This window comes from Williamsia sp. 1135, assembly GCF_002095395.1.
GTDB lineage: Bacteria > Actinomycetota > Actinomycetes > Mycobacteriales > Mycobacteriaceae > Williamsia.
Window position 1 is genome coordinate 1 of record NZ_MJEI01000044.1, and the last position, 17576, is coordinate 17576.

Sequence of the window (17576 nt, forward strand, 5' to 3'; positions counted from 1 at the left end):
AGTGGTCTGAGCCGTTAGTTCGTCGGGGGTATTTGCCAGGCTGTCGGGTCGCCGAGGTAGAGCCCGCATGCGGTGTCGAGTGCGTCTTCAGGGCTGCCGGTGAAGTCGCCTGTAGGCAGCAGCGAATCTTCGTACTTGCCCTTGGACGCGAGGTGGATCGCGAAGCCCCATCTGCTAGCGGAGCCGTTGTATCGCAGCCGCATCAACACCAGGACCGACTCGTCCGGTAGTACACCGTCGACGTAGGCGAACGCGCCACGAAATCGGACGTTGACTCGCGCGAGTTGCGGCCACCTCGTTCGGGCGTGGCCGCTGAGCTTGAGGCGCAGTGAGCTTTTCGTCGATTCCGGTGGTGTCGGCACGCATCCGATCGTGCCCGATCCGTGTGGTCCACCCAACATTTCGCGGATCATCGGCGTGCCGCGGCCCGAGACAGGTGTGACTCAGGTGTCCTTTTGAGGCATGAGTGACAAAACCGCTCGACCCTCGGCCTGCGTGATCGTCCTGTCCACCAGCGACCGTCAGGTTCTCGAAACATGGGTGAGGTGTGGGTCGACACCGCAGAAGACAGTGCTGCGGTCTCTGATCGTGCTGCTCGCCGCGGACGGCTGCACCAACGCAAGTATCGCCATCGAACTCGACGTTCATCCCGACACGGTCCGTAAGTGGCGCAGCCGGTTCCACCATCACGGTATCGATGCCCTCGCCGACGCACCACGGTCGGGCCGGCCACCGATCTACACCCCCGCTGACATCGCTGCAGTGAAAGCGTGGGCGTGTCAGATCCCGGCCGATCACGATATTCCGATCGCACGGTGGTCCACCCCGGAACTCGCCGCCCAACTCGCACGCGACGGCATGACCGTCTCGGTGTCGACGGTGCGCCGGTGGCTGGACGAGGATGCGCTCAAACCGTGGCAGCATCGCTCCTGGATCGCCGCCCGCGACCCGAACTTCGAGATGAGAGCATCTGTCGTTCTCGACCTGTACGCACGCCGCTACGCAGGCAAACCGTTGGGCAGCAACGAGTTTGTGATCTCGGCCGATGAAAAGCCGTCGATCCAAGCCCGCGACCGCTGCCACCGCACCACCGCCGCCGCACCAGGTCGCCCGATGCGCGTCAGCCACGACTACCGCCGCCGCGGCGCGCTCACCTACCTCGCTGCCTACGACGTCCACACCGCACGGGTCTTCGGCCGCTGCGAGCAAAGCACCGGCATCACCGAGTTCACCGCCCTCGTCGATCAGGTCATGACGAGCGAACCGTACGCGTCCGCCGACCGGGTGTTTTGGGTCGTCGACAACGGCTCCTCGCACCGCGGACAAGCATCGATCGACCGCCTCACCGCCCGATACCCGAACGCGGTCATGGTGCACACCCCGGTGCACGCATCATGGCTCAACCAAGTCGAGATCTACTTTTCCATCGTCCAACGCAAAGTCCTCACGCCCAATGACTTTCCCGACCTCACCTCAGTCGAGAACCGGTTGCACACCTTCGCCGAACGCTACAACCGCACCGCCGAACCCTTCGCCTGGAAATACACCCGCCGGGACCTCCACCGCCAACTCAAACTGATCGATCAAAGCAGCGAGGCGGCATGACCCCCCGACGAACTAACGGCTCAGACCACTTAGTTCCCGTGACTGTTGTTGGAGGATCGGCCGACTGCCTACGCGCCCGCAGCGTCGCTGCCCGATACTTTTATGCATTGGCGACGTCCCAAGGGCACGTAGGCGGCTACCTCGTCGTCGATGAATGGACGTGCGACTCAGCGATCAACCGCAGCCCCTCACCCGGCACGCCATTCTGGACCGGTACCGCGCCAGGAAAGTCCTTCACCATCGGCCCACCCCGTTCGTAGAACCCGACCATGCCGGTACTGGCCGATACCACCAAGATGTAGCTGCGCAGTGGGGTAACGCTGTTTTGTGACGGGCATTGACCCAGGCGGCGGTTAGCTGTGACCGGCCGTTGATGTCGTGCTGAATGATCGTGAGTGTCTTACAGCCGTGGTCGATCTGCGTGTCGACCCTCAAACGCGGGTTCCCGGGGGTCGGGCAGGCGAGGTTGACCTCGTCGACGGAGGCGGCAACGGGTGTTGCTGCAACTGCGGCGGCCGCGATCGACGCGGGAGCACCGGCGACGACGAGCGCGGACGCATGCCACGCCATGGACGCCCTCGAGCACTCTCTCATCGACCACGCAGACACGATGGCGGCATATTTGATTTAGTCAAACTATACTGAAATCGTCCGTGACGGCCTCTCGTGGTTTACGGTTGCAGAACTTGGAAAAAAGCTCTCCTCGACATGCGATTGGGTCCACACTTCATGAGCAACACACGTAGCGTCATCGAACAACACATCAGCGCGTTCAACAGCCGCGACACCGAGTCCGACCCATGGTCGGCGGACGCTGAGATGATCGCCCCGGCCGGAACATTCAGCGGTCGCGAGGGCGTCTTGGGATTCCTCGGGGTGTTCCAAGCAGCGTTCTCAGACGGTGCGCTGACTGTGAACGCCTGGGTGGTAGACGGTGATCGGGCCGCGGTCGAAGGCGTTTTCGCGGGAACGCACGATGGCGTGCTCCAGAGTCCGAACGGAGAGGTGCCGCCCACGGGCAAGTCGATCTCTTTCCGGTGGAGCGCGTCCTATCAGGTGCGCGGGGACAACCTGCTCTATGAGCACCTCTACTTCGATCAGCTGGACTTTCTGGGTCAGCTGGGACTGTTACCTGCGTGAATCGCAGCGTGGCACATGGATTGGCCCTCGTATCACTTGTGTTGCAACGCCTTTGCCATGACTAGCGAGTCACTCGCTGCCGAGGTGCTGGGCGATGGAACGTCGTAACCACGCCGTGAATCGAGGTTGTGTCCATCCTCGTTCGACGGTGAAGTATCGGTAGGTGTCCGAAGCTGTGAGGTAGCTCAGGATGTCGGCGAACTCGTCGACGCGACTGTCGTCGAGCAGTTCCCGCTGGACGAACCAGTAGCTACCGGTGTGGACGTCGTCGAGGCGGCGTAGTTCGCTGCGTTCGAGTTGCTCACCGATAGCGGGTTCGGAGTCGGCCGCGAGGGTGGCAGCATGCCAGAGATCGGCGATTCGGCTGTTCGCGGTCACGACGAAGTCGACGTAGCGGTCGAGGGCGCGTTCAGTGTCTGTGTCGGACATGATCGCCAGGAACTCTGGACGTTCGAGCAGCGAGGTGAATTGTTCATCGCCGGTGAATCCCCGCTCGAGCACCGCCATCATCAACGATGCCTTGCTACCTGCCAAGTACACCGACTGAACCGAGACGCCTGCGGCGGTGGCCACTTCTTGCAGGGTGGTGCGCGAGTAACCGTTCTCGACGAACAGCTTCTGCGCTGCGTCGAGTATGTTCGCTCTTGTCTGAGCGGCAGTGATCGCGCGCTTGCGTGATACGTAGCGACGAGTTGTCACCGTCGATCACCACCTCTGCTACTTCGGCCGGGTCGGTGCGTCTGTGTCCTCCCGCAGGCCATGATAGCGCTTCGCATCTTGCATTCGATTAGAGTTAAACACTAGTAAAAGTACAGGGAGCTGAAAGGCGTGAACTCGTATGGCTCAGTATCTGTTGTGCAGTCCGCCGCTGCGGGGGCATGTGGGGCCGATCATGGCAATCGGTCGCGACATGGTCGCGCGGGGGCATCAGGTCGTCATGCTGACCGGTGCGGGCTTCGCCGACTCGGTGGTGGAGGCTGGTCTGGAGTTCGAGCCATTGTGTGCCGACGCAGATTTCGACGAGCGTGACCCTCAGACCTTCACCCCCGACTTGGACCACCATCGGGGACTTGCATTGTCGCGTTATCAGGTGCAGCAGACTTTTGTCCGTCCCATCACCGGACAGGCCCGATCGGTGGAGTCGTTGCTGGGTAAGCGCGAGTTCGCGGCGGTCTTGGCCGATGGCACGTTCGCCGGTGTGTTGCCACTGCTGGCGCGGCCGCGATCGCGGCGGCCCGCAGTGATCGGGCTCGGGACGATGCCGTTGGCTCAGACGAGTGCGGATGTCCCACCGTTCAACAGTGGCCTGCCTCCCGGGCGTGGACCCGTCATGCGAGTCCGGAACCGGGTCGCGAACCTCGCTGCCCGCCACGTCATCTTCCGGTCTACCCAGAGGATGGCGCGCGATCTGGTAGTCGCGGAGGGTGGTGCATTGGACGGTTTCATCCTTGATCTGTCCGCGGCGTTCGATCGTTTCCTGCAACTCGGGCCGGCGGAGTTCGAGTATCCGCGAAGCGATCTCAACCCGAATACCACCTTCGCAGGGCCCGTCGTCGCGCATCACGGGCAATCGCAAGTCCACCCGGCGTGGTGGCGTGATATCGAGAACGACGATAGACCGGTCATCCATCTGACCCAGGGAACGCTGGACAACCATGACTTCTCACAAGTGGTGACACCGGCACTCGAAGCGCTGGCCACGGCTGCCGTACGGGTGATCGTCAGCACCGGCGGCGCGCCGGTCTCCCGGTTGGGGGCGTTGCCGGACAATGCGATCGCGGTTGAGTTCATCGACCATGACCTGCTCATGCCGCGTACCGCTGTGATGGTCACCAACGGTGGGTACGGGGGCGTGATGACCGCGCTGCGTCACGGGGTCCCGGTCGTCGTGGCACCGGGCGGGGAAGATAAGCCCGAAGTAGCCGCTCGCGTGGCGCATTTCGGAGTAGGCGTCAATCTGAAGACTCGTCGCCCGAGTGTGGAACTGCTGGCCGATGCGGTCCGCGTCGCTTCCGCCGACCCGGCCATCGGGCGCGCTACGCGCGCCATGGCCACGGCCATATCGGCATATAGGCCACTCGACACCATCGCGGACATGCTGACGCACTGACTTCTGCCGCCTCCCGACTCTCGAGCACGTACTCGAAGTACGAACTACCTCGACGCTGCCGCGTCCGGGATGCAACTAGCCCCAACGTTCCACGAATCCAGAACGCTGGGGCTCGCTGTCCGATACACGTCGGGCGTCCCGATCTACCCGACACACACAGTCACGCCAGCCCGGCTCCGGTGTGTCGCGTTTCGAGTTCTGTCTAGGCGGGAAAATCAGTTGTGCGTGAGAGGGTTTCGTTTGCTCGGATATTCGCCAACGCCGCCTCTAGTGTGTCGGTCACGGCGTCAAAACCGCCGTTGCCCAGGACCAGTCGTCGGGGTGGCGGGTTCTGGGCCATGGCCGCGATCACTGCACGGGCACCGCGTTGGGGGTCTCCGGGCTGGACACCGTCCATGTCCACGAACGTTGCGCGGACCTGATTGAGCATCTCGTGGTACTCGGGAATCGGCTCTGACACTGGTTCGTGGGCGAAACCGGTGTAGGCGTTGGTGCGGGTCGCTCCCGGTTCGACTGCCAGTACGGAGATGCCCTGTGCGGCGACCTCGTCACGTAGCGTCTCGGTGACGGCTTCGACGGCGAACTTCGTCGCGCTGTAGTAGCCGAATCCGGGTGCCGCCACCAGCCCCGCGACCGAGGACACGTTGACGATCCATCCGTCGCCGCGGGCGCGCATCCCAGGTAGTACCGCGCGTGTCACCGACAAGACGGCGAAGAAGTTCAGCTCGAACATTGCCCGCATCGAGGTCTCGTTCATGCCCTCGATCGATCCGAACCAGCCGCGGCCGGCGCTGTTGACCAGCACATCGATACCTCCGAAGTGCTCCTCGGCCGCACGCACCGCGCGCTGCACCTGCTCGGTGTCGGTGACATCGAGGCGCACGACCAGAACGCGGTCACCGAACTGCTCGGCCCACGCCGTCAACTCGTGGGGACGCCGGGACGAGAGCACCACGCGGTCCCCCGTCTCCAGCGCCGCCTCGGCGAACGCGACACCGAAGCCACCGGGCGTGCCTCCTGTGATGAACCACCGCCGCGTCACGGCTCGATCACCAACTGGCTGATCAGCGCGCCGTCCAGCGTGAAGCGGTAGTGCAGGTCGGCGACGCCGCCGGGGAAATTGCCCTCCAGGTGTTGCGCGACGTCGACGGTGGTGGCGGTCGTGGTGGCGCCCGTGAACTCGGCTGTATAGGTGTATTCACTGCCGCTGACAGAGGCCGCCAGCCAGGCTCCGATCTCATCGCGGCCCGTGTAGTCGCGGCCGTCGTCGGTCACGAAAGCATCGGCGGTGAAAGTGGCCAGCGCTCGGTCGTCCTCTCGGTCGTTGAGGGCCGTCATAAACGTCTTTACTGTGTTCGGGAGTTCATCCCATGCTGTTGTCATGACCCCACGGTGGAACTTCCCCTAAGGGGAAAGTCAACCCAGGGTGGCGATCTCGGTTCCGCCCTGGCTCCGGCCGGGTCCGTTTCCACTGCTTCGCCGATGTTTCGGTAGTGAACCGGGTCCGGAACGCGAGCTGTCGGACTCGCACTGCACGTTGACCTTGCCCTAGGGGAAGACTGCAGAATGCCCTTACAGCCCGCCAGCGCGCAGAGGAGGACGCCATGAGCGCACAGGTCTCGATCGGTGACTTCGCAGTGATGACCAGCTTGAGCAGGAAAGCGCTCCGGCACTACCACGACATCGGCATTCTCGAACCGGCCCACATCGATTCCCACACGGGCTACCGCTACTACGCTGAACACACTGCGGGACGCAGTTGCCGCGGCAACAGGCGCACCGTCCGAGATAGTGCCCGGCGGCCTCTACGACCGAGCACTCTTCCTCGAATCACGCGGGGAAGCAACGCTGTTCGTTCCCTCGCCGCACTCCACCGAACCCCCGCAGGGCATCCGCGCCGAGGTCTTACCCCAGGCCGAGTTCGCGGTACTTACCCACTCCGGCGGACACGAAGGCATCGACCGCAGTTACGCGGCCCTGGGCACATACGCCAACGAGCATCTGATCAGCCACCAGGGGCCAATACGCGAACACTACTTCGGTGGCACGCCCTCAGCTCCAACAACGTTCACCGCCACAGAAATCTGCTGGCCGATCTTCAGCACCACCCCACCGCCCGCCTAGGCAGTCCTCAGCGCGTCACTTCCGCCAGAACAGGTGATGGAAGCGGTCGGTCAGCTCGTTCGGGGACTCCCATAGCCGGGCACCGGAGCCGAGTGTGATCGATGGGGCCATCACCACGTGCATGGTGTCCACCAGGTCGGCCTCCAGGAAAGTGCGGATGGTCCTGGCCCCACCACCGACGCGGACGTCCTTGCCCTGGGCCGCCTCCTTCGCCTTCTCGAGAGCCTTGGCGGGGTCTTCATCGATGAAATGGAAGGTCGTGTCCGACAGGGTGAAGGACGGGCGGGTGTGGTGGGTCATGACGAAGACAGGGGTGTGGAAGGGTGGCTCATCGCCCCACCATCCCTGCCACGCCTCGTTTTCCCAGGGGCCACGTTGTGGGCCGAATTTGTTGCGACCCATGATCTCGGCGCCGATGCCGTGGTCGTAGTCGCGGATGAAATAGTCATCCAGTCCACGGCTGCCGCCCGGCTTCGTCCGCATCTTCCAGCTGGCCGTGGTTCCGGCCCAGCTCATCAAGCTCATCGGATCGGCGTGGCCGAATGGCCGCTCGAGGCTCTGACGCTCTCCCGCGCCGAATCCGTCGCTCGAGACGGTGAAGTTCTGGACTCGCAGCAACTGCGTCATGGTGCTTCCCTGCTTCCCGTTCAGTGACTCTTGCTCATCGATGTCGGAAGGGTAGACCCACGGGGCCGGAAAAAGTCATCGTAGCCGTTGACCAGTGAAGCACGCCTACTGTGCATGGTATGGACCGCGATGGTGGACGACGACTCTGGCCGAGGCCGCCACTTCTGCCGCGGCCGATTCTGATGGACCAACGCTGGGAACGGCTCGTGTTCTTACATTGGCGCGTCCCAAGTCACCTTGTTGCACCGCTTCTACCGAGCGGCTGTGTCCCTGACGAGTTCGACGGCTCGTCGTGGGTAGGACTGATCGGGTTTCACATGAGGGGTGCGGGCTTCGGGTATCGGCGTCCTGTCCCCTACCTAGGCACATTTCCCGAGATCAATGTTCGACTGTATTCGGTGGACGCAGATGGCCGACGTGGGATCGTGTTTCGATCTCTCGAAGCGAACCGTCTCGCGGTGGTTGCGGGCACCAATATTGTTGGCGTTCCATACCGCTGGGCCTCCATGGCAATCGCCGATGACCGATCGACGATCACCTACCGAAGTAGGCGGTTGGCGCCGCCGCGCCGAGGCAGCACAACAGATTTCGGGGTGGTGCGCGGATCGCGTGACATGTCCGACGACGCACTCGCTCAATTCCTCACGGCGCGTTGGGGTCTACACACGACATTCGCAGGACGACTTCTCTACGTGCCGAATGTACATCGGCGCTGGCAACTGTTGGACGGCACGGTCACCCACTGCGACGACCAGCTCGTTGGCGCGGCAGGTCTTCCGAACATCTCCAGCCGGCCGCCTGACTCGGTGCTGTACGCACCCGGCGTCTCCACTCAATTCGGCCGGCCGTACACCGTACGCACCAACGAACCGGTCTGATTCGACGCAACGCCTCTGCTGACCAGTACAGACGCAGGCGGGAGTGGCGACTCAACCGCCCACCCGAACTAGCACCGCAAGAAAGTCCACGAGATGCGGGGAAGGTCACGGCCATTGACTTCGGGCGTTCGTCTTGGATGCGTTGCGTCAATCGATCAGGTCGACGCAAATCGTGAGCAGGCTGGTCCCGAACGTGCGAACCGCGAAACTGTTGGCTCGCGGTAACTGGCGCAACCGGGTGCGGGGGTCATCGTCGGGCATGAGGTGAGCAGTACCGTTGTGCCATCTCCCTCGGAGTCGCACCCTGACAGTGGGGTTCGCTTTGATGTTCTTGACGTACTGCGACTTTTCGCCGAATTCAGATACGAACCAGAATTGGTCGCCGACGCGGCTGCCATCCAAGGGTGTGCGGCGGGGTTCACCCGACGTGCGCCCGATCGTCTCCAGCAGTGTGTGGCTGGGCAACCGGGTAGCCAGGGGGTTTACAAGGCGTCGTTGAACGAACTTGGTGACGCGGTCACGTACGTCGGTGGTGGCCATCTGTCCTCTTCATGTTGAGAATGGATACGCCACAAATATACGTGTTCTACTGGGACGCAGTCTATTTCGCATTGGTAACGACGTCCCGGCTCTTCGCGGTCACCCCCAAAAAGCCCGCGTCATCCCGTGTGGCAATTCCTTCTCACCGCACGAGCGAGACGCATACTGATCGAGTGGAGCAGGATGAGCCGATTGCAACGAATCAGATACGGCGCGGTGCCCTGGTGGTACCGGGGGCAGGACGACGACCGCGACATTCTCAATAAGGCGGCGCGACCTGCTCTGTTATTCCATGGGCATCCAGGGCGAATCACCGACGCGACGCTGCAACACATCCGTGTGGATTGGGTGGGGCTCGAGGATGAGCCAGCGAGCTTTGCCGTCGGATTCTGCCCGACCACCATCGACGGTGGTCGGGCCGGCCCTATTGTGCCGGGGTTGGCAGAGATTTCGGAGGACGAGTTCACGGTGCGGAAGCAACGAATCGAGAGCGGCCAGCGCCCCTTGCCGTGATTCTCTCCGGCCCGGCCGTCAGTCAGGGATCGCTCAGCTGCCCGTTCGTTGGATACGCCGCGACCAACGCCGCTCCCGCAGTCGCCGGTCGTCCCGTCAACTAGTAGTGGCACGGAGTTGCGGTCACGGCGTCCTTGTGGCAAACATCGTTTCTTCCAGCCGCCAAGTGTGTCCTGCGTCCACAGAAGCTTCACCGGTCCAGGTGAACGAGCGGGCAGTGATCTCGGAGAATCGCCACCGCAGCACCGGATCTTCATCACGGCTGATGAGTTCAATGCCGCCGCGATCATCGTTGTACCCAATGAACTTTCGCACTCGTGAGTTGATTGGCTCGACCCAGGTTGATCGCCATCCATCGATCGCCGGGTCATAGAACCGGATCGTAGAACCGTGGAATGCGCCAACTCTCCCAGCTACTGTCGCCCCGGTTTCAGGCACGATCCAAACATCCTGGATCGCTCGACCGCCCAGCACCCAGCCGAAATGCAACTCCCCGTCGAGAGTGTCCAACTCACTCGCCGCCGAGACCCACCGCAGGTGCCATGAGCCGTTGAACTGTCCGAAGGCTTGTAACTTGTCGGCGAGTTCTTGGTCGGCCGCGGGCGCATGTAGCTGCGTTCGGAAAGATTTTGCATTTGTCAGCATAGTGACAGGATGTCATCAAGGAGACGAAGTGTCACCCAATTGACAAATGTTGGGTACCATCGTCTGGTGGAACGAGCCGAGATGTACCGACTTTTGCTCGCCGACGTCTATGAATTGGCGGGCACTTCTCGTCGCACCAGCGAGTCGATTGCGCGCGCGGCGAACCAGACAGTTGCCAGATGGCATGTCTTGAGCGTGCTGTCCGAACCGGCCACCGCAGCCGGTGCGGCCCGGCGTCTCGGGCTGTCTCGGCAGAGCGTGCACCGAGTGTGCGGCGAGCTGATCCGTGATGGCCTCGTGGAGGCCATGGACAACCCCGATCATCAGACTTCGCCACTGCTTCGACTGACTCCCGAGGGGTGTCGGGTGCTTGATCAATTGGTCGAACGGGCAGATGCTGATCGGGCGCGTCTCCTTGACCGCGCAGCTATCACATCCGAGCAACTGACCAGTGCACGAGTCGTGATCCAGGCCGCGATCTCGGCGCTCGACGAGCATTCCGGCCCAGTTGTGCCTTGACGAAGCAGTTCGGTCGAAGGTGACGAGTCCACGCGATGATTCGCCCAAGCCAGCTGATCACGGCCGTGATCATCTCCGACATGACCCAGCTGTCACAGCGGACCGACGGGGCGCTCCCCACCGGTGTCTGCTTGGTCTTACCGGCGCGACATTGGGCCTGAGTGACCGGCGCGCACACGTCACTTGACTTCAAGTCCAGTTCCAGTTTCAGAATGATGATGCGACGCCGAAGCGTTGCGCAGGCCACACTACTGAGGAGGAGCGAAAAGCCAATGGGTGAGTACTTAGCGGTGTTTCGGAGCCACGCGGACACCTTCGACACATTGTCGAACGATAGTATCCAGCAGTTCAACCGGAAGTGGGAAGAGTTCTGGGCCGAGGGACGTCGCGACGGGTGGTTACTCGATGCCAGTGGAGCTTTGCAGACCGACGGCCGGGTGATCCACGCGGACGGCCGCGTCACCAACGGCCCACTGGTGGACCGTGAAGATGTCGCTCGCGGTTACGTCAAGATCAAAGCCGTGTCTTTGGATGCCGCGGTCGAGCACGCCAGGGGATGTCCTGTGTTACTGCACGATGGCCGCGTAGAGGTTCGCCCGTTCTTCGACGGACATCCGGGAGAGTAAGTCGGCGTCGCAGATTGCTTAGATCTGCGGGCCTAGGCTCACACTGCACACAAAGGGCCTGGCCACAGAGTGGCCAGGCCCTCCTCTCACTTTTTCCAAAACCTGCTCGCCGGCGAGCTCGGCGACGGCCACTGATCGTCACCGTGGAGCGGATCGTCGACCTCGGTGGCCCGCGATGTTTGCAAGGAAGATCAGGCCTGGGATTCCGGCTAGCGTCCATGGAACGATGACCAGCGCCGTTGGTACCGCGACCATCACGCCGAGCCCGCAGTAGTCCTCAGGTGTGCTGTCGGCGCACATAAACTGCGAGTACGGGTAGCCAGCGACGGCGATTGTCGCCGCGATCGTCGCCGGGAGCACCATGAGTACCGCTAGTACCGCTCCTACGACGTTGAGATCGCGGGTTATTGGCCACCACCCCCACGCCAAAATCACAAGCAAACCCGTGATCGCCGCGATCAAACCAAGATCCCATTGATAGGGATCGTCCGGGACGGTCGCCCATACCGCGCCGCCGGCGGCGACACCAGTTCCCATCAAACCACGACAGGCCGCACCCATTTCTCCAACCGATGCCTAGCGCTCCATTCCACGGCAGAACCATGGCGCGTTACCGCCAACCCAACCATCAGCGGCCCCCGTCTGCGTCGTGGCGCTTCACGGCACTGGTGTGCTTGCTCGCGTCTGCCTTTCGTAAACGAGCGTAACTCTCATTACCTGCTCCGGCCCGAACCAGTTCGGCGTAACGGGCAATATCGGGCAACGGCATTCCGGAGGCGCGCAGGCGTTGACAGATACCGATCCAGGCGAGGTCGTCGGCAGAGAATCCGCGTCGGCCGCCCGCACTCCGTTGGGGAGGTGGGAAGAGCCCCTCGCTCATAGAAGCGAAGTGTGTCCACACTCAGGCCCGTGCGCGCACTGACCTCCCCGATGGACAGAAGAGGGACTATCTCGTTAACGGTGTTTCGACCGTTTTCCATTAGTAGGTTTCTGATCCGGGCCAACGGTCCGCGAACGTGATCGCGAAGGCGTTGAGAGCGGGTTTCCACCGTGTGATCCATCGTGCCTGACCTTTGCCGGTCGGGTCCAGCGAACGGGTCACCAGGTACAAACATTTGAGCGCGGCTTGCTCGCTGGGGAAATGGCCGCGGGCTTTCACGGCCCGCCGGTAGCGCGCGTTGAGCGACTCAATTGCATTGGTAGAGCATATGACTCGACGTATCTCCGTGTCGTAGTCAAGGAAGGGGATGAACTCCTCCCAAGCGTTGTCCCACAGCCGGATGATCGCCGGGTACCGTTTGCCCCAGTGTTCGGCCAGTTCGTCGAAAGCAGCTCTGGCCGCAGGCTCGCTCGGCGCGGTGTAGATCGGTTTGACATCGCGCTTGAGTGCGTCCCAGTGCTGTCGAGCCGAGAGCCGAAAAGTGTTGCGGATCAGATGCACGACACAGGTTTGGACGGTGGTGGCCGGCCACACATGCTCGACAACCTCCGGCAGGCCCTTGAGACCGTCGCAGACGAGGAAGAACACGTCCCTGGTGCCACGATTGCGGATGTCAGTGAGCACGCTCATCCAGAACTTGGCACCCTCACCGCCCGTGCCGGCCCACAAACCGAGCACGTCGCGGCGCCCGTCCAGGCTCACCCCGATGGCGGCATAGATCGGCCTGTTCGCGACCTGCCCGTCGCGGATCTTGACCACGATGGCATCGATGAAGATCGCCGCGTACACCTCATCGAGCGGACGTGCCGACCAGTCCTGCATCTCCTCGATCACCTTGTCAGTGATCCGGGAAATCGTCTCCTTCGAGACCGAGGCACCGTAGATTTCAGCGAAGTGGGCGCTGATCTCGCCGGTCGTTAACCCCTTGGCGTACAACGATAGAACGATCTCATCCACGCCGTTGAGCCGGCGTTGCCGCTTCTTGACGATCTGCGGTTCAAACGTCCCTTCCCGATCTCTAGGGACTTCGATCGGGACCTGCCCAGTCGACTCGGTCAGCACCGTCTTCGCCCGAGTGCCATTGCGGATATTGGTTGATTCCCGATCCGGCTTGGCCTGGTTCTTGTCGTGCCCGAGATGCTCGGTCATCTCCTCGTTCAGCGCCGTTTCCAGGACCGTCTTGGTGAACTGCTTGAGCAGCCCATCCGGGCCCGTCAGCGACAGGCCCTGCTCTTTCGCCAAGCGCACGAGCTCCGCTGCCGCCGCCTCCTCGGCCGACGGTGGTGTCGACTTCTTGTTCGTCACATCATCCAGTGTCGTCATGACGGCACCCTTCTCGCCGGGCATTCACCCAGCGTGTCGGGCCGAAACACCGATTAAGAAGCACTCCCACAGAAGATCTCGAACCGCAGCCATAACACAGAGCTTACGGACCATGTTGGGTGGCGAGTGCGGCTGTCAGGCTGGTGCCCTGGCATGGAAGTCCAGTGAGCTACGGATTTGAACGCCGACGCAGCTGCAGGGTCTGAAGCTGGTCGTTCCAGTCCCCCGGCACCCGTGCCCGGGGGCCGGGAACTCCCTGCGCGGGTGGGTGGGCTGTGGGCGCGGCAAGAGTCAGGCCGGTAAACATCTCGCCGTTGGCGAAGTCGTAGAACCAGTCTTCGCCGGGCTCGTAGCTTTGAATGATGGTGTGGCCGGTAGCGGCAGCGTGGCTGCTGGCGTGGCGGTTCAGTGAGTCGTCACAGCACCCGATGTGGCCGCATTCGACACAGCGGCGTAGATGCAGCCACCACGACCCTGTGGCCTCGCAGTCGACGCAGCCAGGACCGCTCGGCGGGATTGTCGTATCGATTTGTTGGTCTTTCATGTGCAAACCTGTTCTCTCGCAACAGTAGATCGCGGTTAAGCGGCGTCAGGCAGCCGCGGCTTCGGAGGCACGGGCCTTCGCGAAATTGGCGATGCTCTGCGCGTAGTGGGGGGTCTCGAGTTCGCAATGTGCGCCGGAGGCCTGCTGGCGAGCGGCGGCGGCCTCTTCGAACGTCTGGCCGCTGGCGGTGATGAACTCCAAGAACTCCTCGGTCGGGTGCGAAGTCACCGTGTTGATGTAGCGGAGGTTGTCGCCAACGAGCTGCTCGATGCCGAGCTCCCAGATGACCTGCGTCGTAGTCCACCCCGCAGCGCTGAACACATCGGAGATCGAGACCATCTTGCAGTAGTGCTTGCTGGCGACCTCGAAACGGTACTGCTGGATGACAAGACCAGTACCGATCATCTCGACGTTGATCGACATCGGGGTGCCATCATCGTCAACGGTGTAGCCGGCGGCCTTGTGATCGCCTGGCGCACAACGCTGGTACTCGTGCGTCGGCAGGGTCTTGAGCCACTGTTCGATATCGACGTACTCTAACGGGGCTGTCACATCGGAGGTGACCACTGCGTGCGAAAGCTGCAGATCGGGGCGAGGAGTTGCAGTCATAGGGATGTCCTTTACTCTCAGCGCCCCGACTGTCGGAGCGGAATTTGTTCGACAAGAAGAAGTTTCGCTCAATCGGAGCCTGACTGTCATTGACGGTTCCCGTACTTGCCTCCTACCGGCTAGCGGGTACTTGATCCCCGGGCGTGAGAAGGTCGCACGTTGTTTCATGCAAGCTCGTGGTCGCGGGCGATCGCGCCCGATACAGTCCTCGTGTCAACGGTCATCGGGAACTGCCCATGTGCGGACTTGAAAACTGCCCGTAGGTGGCCAATAAGAACTGCCCGGTGGCGGACATGAATCTGCCCATGCGGCGGTGCCCGCCACCGGTTCCGAGGGTGGTCAGTTCAAGGCTTTGACCCCCTGTCCGTGCAGGGCTTGTGCGAGGCGGACTGAGTCTCCGCTGGTCTGGCAGAGGTGTGCGTGGTGGAGCAGTCGGTCCACGGTGGCGGTCGCCAACGTTTTGGGCATCAACTCATCGAACCCGCTGGGATGCAGGTTCGACGAGACCGCGACCGATCGGCGTTCGTAGGCTGCTTCCACGATCCGGTAGAGCCCCTCGGCAGCGTCGGCGCCGACCGGGAGGAGCCCGACGTCATCGACAATGATGAGCTCGGCGCGGACGATCTTGGCGACGGCTTTGCCCAAAGAATCATCAGCACGATGGGCACGTACGAGTACCCCGAGCTGTTCGAGGGTGAACCAAGCCACCGGCATACCTGCTTCAATAACATTGTGTCCCAATGCTTCGAGGAAAAATGTCTTCCCCGTCCCAGCTGGCCCGCACACGACCAGGTTCTCCCGCCGCCCCACCCATTCCAGGGTGCGCAGCGCGTGCTGGGTGGGCAGTGGGATCGAGGAGGCATTCTCGTCCCACACATCGAAGGTTTTGCCGGTCGGAAACCGTGCGGCTTTGCGGCGGGTGGTGAGCATCGACCGGGCTCGACCAGCGGCTTCTTCAGTCAGCAACGCTTTGATGACCTCGGCCGGATCCCAGCGTTGTGAGCGGGCGGTGGCCAACACGTCGCCGGCGACCGCCCGTGCGTGGGGAAGCCGCAGTTGGCGCATCAACTGCTCCACCTCGGCCGGCAGCGTCGGGGTACTCATGCGATGTCCTCGTCGTTTACGTGAGAATTGTTGAGGCCGAACGAGTTCCATCCGGTTGTTCCTTGAGCCAAGGAGGTGTCTTCGGAGGCTTGGTGGCGAGTCGGGTCCATTCCTTTGCTGGCGAGGATCGAGTCGAGGTCGCCGGTGGCGAACCGGCCGTGCACCGCGGCGTGACCCAATGCCCAATCCACATCCGGGCGGCTACTCAGGGTCGAAAGGTCCACGGCGTGGGTCATCTTCTGAAAGATCCGTTCGGTCCCGACGGCGGCGGCTTCTTTGAGCCACACCACCGCGCCCTCTCCGATCGCCAGGAAAGCGTGCTCAGCAGCGCTACGAGCGCGGATCCGGTAGTCACCGGGGATCTTGCCGGGCTGATCCGGGAAGTGGGCGTCATCGATTGCGGGGGTGCCGCGGGTGGTGCGGCGGTGCCGGGCCACTTCGACCGGGCCACCGCCGTCGAGGGCGCAGATGATGACCTCATCGGTACCCGGGTGGTGGCGCACCCACACACTGTGTCCCAATAATGTTGACGGGATGGAATATTGGCCGTGCTCGAAAGTGATCATCGGAGTGTTGTCCGGTACTTTGCGGGTCACCCCCAGGCCCGCGGTGTGCGGCAGATCGGGCACCGCATGGAGCTGGGTGCGTTCGATCTCGAGCATCTCGGCCGGTACCCGGCCGGTGGCCCTGTGGACCCGGTTGTTGACAAGCGTCATGAACTCGCCGCACGCGGTCTCGACGTCGACGAAACTCGCGTACTCGCCTAGCAGGTTCGTCTCGGTCGGCACGATGTCGGCTTTAGCGAGTTTGACGGCGTTCTCCACCCCGCCTTTGGAGGCCGGGTCGGCCGGCTCACACGTCAGGACGGAGATGCCGTAGTAGCGGCCGAAGGTCACCGCATGACGGTTGCGGACCGGAACCCCCGCCACGTGCCCGGTCGTGACCGTTTTCTCGTTGTCGGTCAGCAGGTACGTCGGAGCGCCGCCGACGATGCGAAATACACGGTCGAGGCCGGCGAACACGCTCGGCCCGGTCCGGTCGTGCAGGGCGATGACGATCCGAAAGCGGCACCACGCCAACCACGCGACCAGCAGCACCACCTTTCGGCCGTTCACGATCGGGCCGTCACCGAAGTCGTACTGCAGCCACAATCCGGGTTCGGTGACCCACGGTCGGTGCACTCGCGTATTGCCCAGGCGCCATTGAGCTTTGATCTCCGCCAGTGCCCGGCGGGTGGTGCGTTCGTTGCCGGTGTACCCCAACGCGGCCAAGCGTTCGTGGGCTTTGTCGCCGCGGATCTTGCCGTGCGAATCCTGCACCCACTTCTCCAGGTTCGGGGTGAAGTCGTCGATCAGTCGGGCCCGGCGAACCTGCGGCGGCAGGCCGGCATCGCGGTCCTCGACCGCCTTCTTGACCGTGTGATGCGAGCACCCGCAAAGTTCGGCTGCCGCGCGATACGACCCAGTCAGATCGTAGGCATTGAGTATTTCCATGAGTTCTCCGTCAGACTTCAATGTGGTCTCTCCCGGGTGATTCGAATCGACTAGGCATCGACATCGAACCTCGGGAGAGGCCCCCACGGCGCAGACGCGCCGCACTGGGATCAACAGGACTGGGCAGATTCATGGCCGGCAACGGGCACATTCGTGCCCGCCAGTGAGCAGTTCTTATTGGCCGTCAGTGGGCACTTTCATGTCCGCCTACGGGCAGTTTTTCATGTCCGCCGACA

23 protein-coding genes and 1 pseudogene are annotated in these 17576 nt (G+C 62.6%); 10 read left to right on the forward strand and 14 right to left on the reverse strand.

The window, feature by feature from the left end:
• Window positions 1-14: 14 nt before the first annotated feature.
• A complete protein-coding gene (locus BFL43_RS01250) occupies window positions 15-362 on the reverse strand; it encodes a hypothetical protein (RefSeq protein WP_084889720.1) in 348 nt (115 codons plus the stop codon).
• 100 nt (window positions 363-462) lie between these two features.
• On the opposite strand from BFL43_RS01250, the gene BFL43_RS01255 reads away from it, so the two are divergent.
• From BFL43_RS01255 to BFL43_RS01265, 3 genes are all read left to right on the forward strand, one after another.
• Window positions 463-1605: an IS630 family transposase gene (locus BFL43_RS01255; protein WP_084889713.1), complete on the forward strand. Its 1143-nt coding sequence runs from the start codon at window positions 463-465 to the stop codon at window positions 1603-1605.
• Between the two features lie 391 nt (window positions 1606-1996).
• On the forward strand, window positions 1997-2236 hold the full coding sequence (locus tag BFL43_RS01260) for a hypothetical protein (RefSeq protein ID WP_143695008.1): 240 nt from the start codon (window positions 1997-1999) through the stop codon (window positions 2234-2236).
• Between the two features lie 98 nt (window positions 2237-2334).
• The gene (locus BFL43_RS01265) at window positions 2335-2745 is read left to right on the forward strand and encodes a nuclear transport factor 2 family protein (RefSeq protein WP_084889986.1); all 411 of its coding nucleotides are present in this window, start codon (window positions 2335-2337) and stop codon (window positions 2743-2745) included.
• A 69-nt stretch (window positions 2746-2814) separates the two neighbouring features.
• Here BFL43_RS01265 and BFL43_RS01270 read toward each other — a convergent pair whose 3' ends face one another.
• On the reverse strand, window positions 2815-3444 hold the full coding sequence (locus tag BFL43_RS01270; RefSeq protein WP_084889988.1) for a TetR/AcrR family transcriptional regulator: 630 nt from the start codon (window positions 3442-3444) through the stop codon (window positions 2815-2817).
• A 139-nt stretch (window positions 3445-3583) separates the two neighbouring features.
• Here BFL43_RS01270 and BFL43_RS01275 point away from each other — a divergent pair, with 139 nt between their 5' ends.
• Window positions 3584-4855 (forward strand): glycosyltransferase, encoded by a 1272-nt coding sequence (locus BFL43_RS01275; protein ID WP_084889990.1) that lies wholly within the window; start codon window positions 3584-3586, stop codon window positions 4853-4855.
• A gap of 202 nt (window positions 4856-5057) precedes the next feature.
• Here BFL43_RS01275 and BFL43_RS01280 read toward each other — a convergent pair whose 3' ends face one another.
• Window positions 5058-5897 carry an SDR family NAD(P)-dependent oxidoreductase gene (locus BFL43_RS01280; protein WP_084890010.1) on the reverse strand — a complete coding sequence of 280 codons (840 nt, stop codon included), beginning with the start codon at window positions 5895-5897 and terminating at the stop codon, window positions 5058-5060.
• The gene (locus BFL43_RS01285; RefSeq protein ID WP_084890012.1) at window positions 5894-6238 is read right to left on the reverse strand and encodes a hypothetical protein; all 345 of its coding nucleotides are present in this window, start codon (window positions 6236-6238) and stop codon (window positions 5894-5896) included. Before BFL43_RS01285 ends, BFL43_RS01280 begins: the two co-directional genes overlap by 4 nt.
• Before the next feature lie 221 nt (window positions 6239-6459).
• On the opposite strand from BFL43_RS01285, the pseudogene BFL43_RS01290 reads away from it, so the two are divergent.
• Window positions 6460-6979, forward strand: a pseudogene (locus BFL43_RS01290) (MerR family transcriptional regulator).
• A 15-nt stretch (window positions 6980-6994) separates the two neighbouring features.
• Here the strand turns inward: BFL43_RS01290 and BFL43_RS01295 are convergent.
• Window positions 6995-7606, reverse strand: a complete 612-nt coding sequence (locus tag BFL43_RS01295) for a dihydrofolate reductase family protein (protein ID WP_084890014.1) — start codon at window positions 7604-7606, stop codon at window positions 6995-6997.
• 182 nt (window positions 7607-7788) lie between these two features.
• Between BFL43_RS01295 and BFL43_RS01300 the strand changes: the two genes are divergently transcribed.
• Complete coding sequence (locus BFL43_RS01300; RefSeq protein WP_084890017.1) at window positions 7789-8484, forward strand: DUF2071 domain-containing protein; 696 nt, start codon at window positions 7789-7791, stop codon at window positions 8482-8484.
• 147 nt (window positions 8485-8631) lie between these two features.
• Here BFL43_RS01300 and BFL43_RS01305 read toward each other — a convergent pair whose 3' ends face one another.
• The gene (locus BFL43_RS01305; RefSeq protein WP_084890019.1) at window positions 8632-9024 is read right to left on the reverse strand and encodes a nitroreductase/quinone reductase family protein; all 393 of its coding nucleotides are present in this window, start codon (window positions 9022-9024) and stop codon (window positions 8632-8634) included.
• Between the two features lie 183 nt (window positions 9025-9207).
• On the opposite strand from BFL43_RS01305, the gene BFL43_RS01310 reads away from it, so the two are divergent.
• Window positions 9208-9537: a hypothetical protein gene (locus BFL43_RS01310; RefSeq protein WP_084890041.1), complete on the forward strand. Its 330-nt coding sequence runs from the start codon at window positions 9208-9210 to the stop codon at window positions 9535-9537.
• A 123-nt stretch (window positions 9538-9660) separates the two neighbouring features.
• Here BFL43_RS01310 and BFL43_RS01315 read toward each other — a convergent pair whose 3' ends face one another.
• The gene (locus BFL43_RS01315; RefSeq protein ID WP_084890028.1) at window positions 9661-10182 is read right to left on the reverse strand and encodes a hypothetical protein; all 522 of its coding nucleotides are present in this window, start codon (window positions 10180-10182) and stop codon (window positions 9661-9663) included.
• 66 nt (window positions 10183-10248) lie between these two features.
• Here BFL43_RS01315 and BFL43_RS01320 point away from each other — a divergent pair, with 66 nt between their 5' ends.
• The 3 genes from BFL43_RS01320 (at window position 10249) to BFL43_RS01325 (ending at window position 11327) form a co-directional block, all read left to right on the forward strand.
• Entirely contained in the window at window positions 10249-10701 is a 453-nt protein-coding gene (locus BFL43_RS01320) for a MarR family transcriptional regulator (protein WP_206186592.1), read from the forward strand.
• Window positions 10702-10736: 35 nt separating this feature from the next.
• Window positions 10737-10862, forward strand: coding sequence for a hypothetical protein (locus BFL43_RS29695; protein WP_276206078.1), 126 nt, complete (start codon window positions 10737-10739; stop codon window positions 10860-10862).
• A gap of 111 nt (window positions 10863-10973) precedes the next feature.
• Window positions 10974-11327 carry a hypothetical protein gene (locus tag BFL43_RS01325; protein WP_143695009.1) on the forward strand — a complete coding sequence of 118 codons (354 nt, stop codon included), beginning with the start codon at window positions 10974-10976 and terminating at the stop codon, window positions 11325-11327.
• A 138-nt stretch (window positions 11328-11465) separates the two neighbouring features.
• On the opposite strand, the gene BFL43_RS01330 is transcribed toward BFL43_RS01325, so the two are convergent.
• The 7 genes from BFL43_RS01330 to istA all read right to left on the reverse strand — a co-directional run bounded on the left by BFL43_RS01330 (window position 11466) and on the right by istA (window position 17361).
• Window positions 11466-11864 (reverse strand): hypothetical protein, encoded by a 399-nt coding sequence (locus BFL43_RS01330; RefSeq protein ID WP_084890035.1) that lies wholly within the window; start codon window positions 11862-11864, stop codon window positions 11466-11468.
• Window positions 11865-11955: 91 nt separating this feature from the next.
• Window positions 11956-12207, reverse strand: a complete 252-nt coding sequence (locus tag BFL43_RS29115) for a MerR family transcriptional regulator (RefSeq protein ID WP_240497988.1) — start codon at window positions 12205-12207, stop codon at window positions 11956-11958.
• A 99-nt stretch (window positions 12208-12306) separates the two neighbouring features.
• Window positions 12307-13590: an IS256 family transposase gene (locus BFL43_RS01340; protein WP_084890045.1), complete on the reverse strand. Its 1284-nt coding sequence runs from the start codon at window positions 13588-13590 to the stop codon at window positions 12307-12309.
• A gap of 169 nt (window positions 13591-13759) precedes the next feature.
• Entirely contained in the window at window positions 13760-14134 is a 375-nt protein-coding gene (locus BFL43_RS01345) for a UBP-type zinc finger domain-containing protein (protein WP_084890037.1), read from the reverse strand.
• 45 nt (window positions 14135-14179) lie between these two features.
• Window positions 14180-14743, reverse strand: a complete 564-nt coding sequence (locus BFL43_RS01350) for a hypothetical protein (protein WP_084890040.1) — start codon at window positions 14741-14743, stop codon at window positions 14180-14182.
• A gap of 339 nt (window positions 14744-15082) precedes the next feature.
• Window positions 15083-15847 (reverse strand): IS21-like element helper ATPase IstB, encoded by a 765-nt coding sequence (istB, locus tag BFL43_RS01355; RefSeq protein WP_084889766.1) that lies wholly within the window; start codon window positions 15845-15847, stop codon window positions 15083-15085.
• Window positions 15844-17361, reverse strand: coding sequence for an IS21 family transposase (gene istA / locus BFL43_RS01360; protein WP_084889768.1), 1518 nt, complete (start codon window positions 17359-17361; stop codon window positions 15844-15846). The genes istB and istA overlap by 4 nt, the downstream gene beginning before the upstream one ends.
• Window positions 17362-17576: the final 215 nt, after the last annotated feature.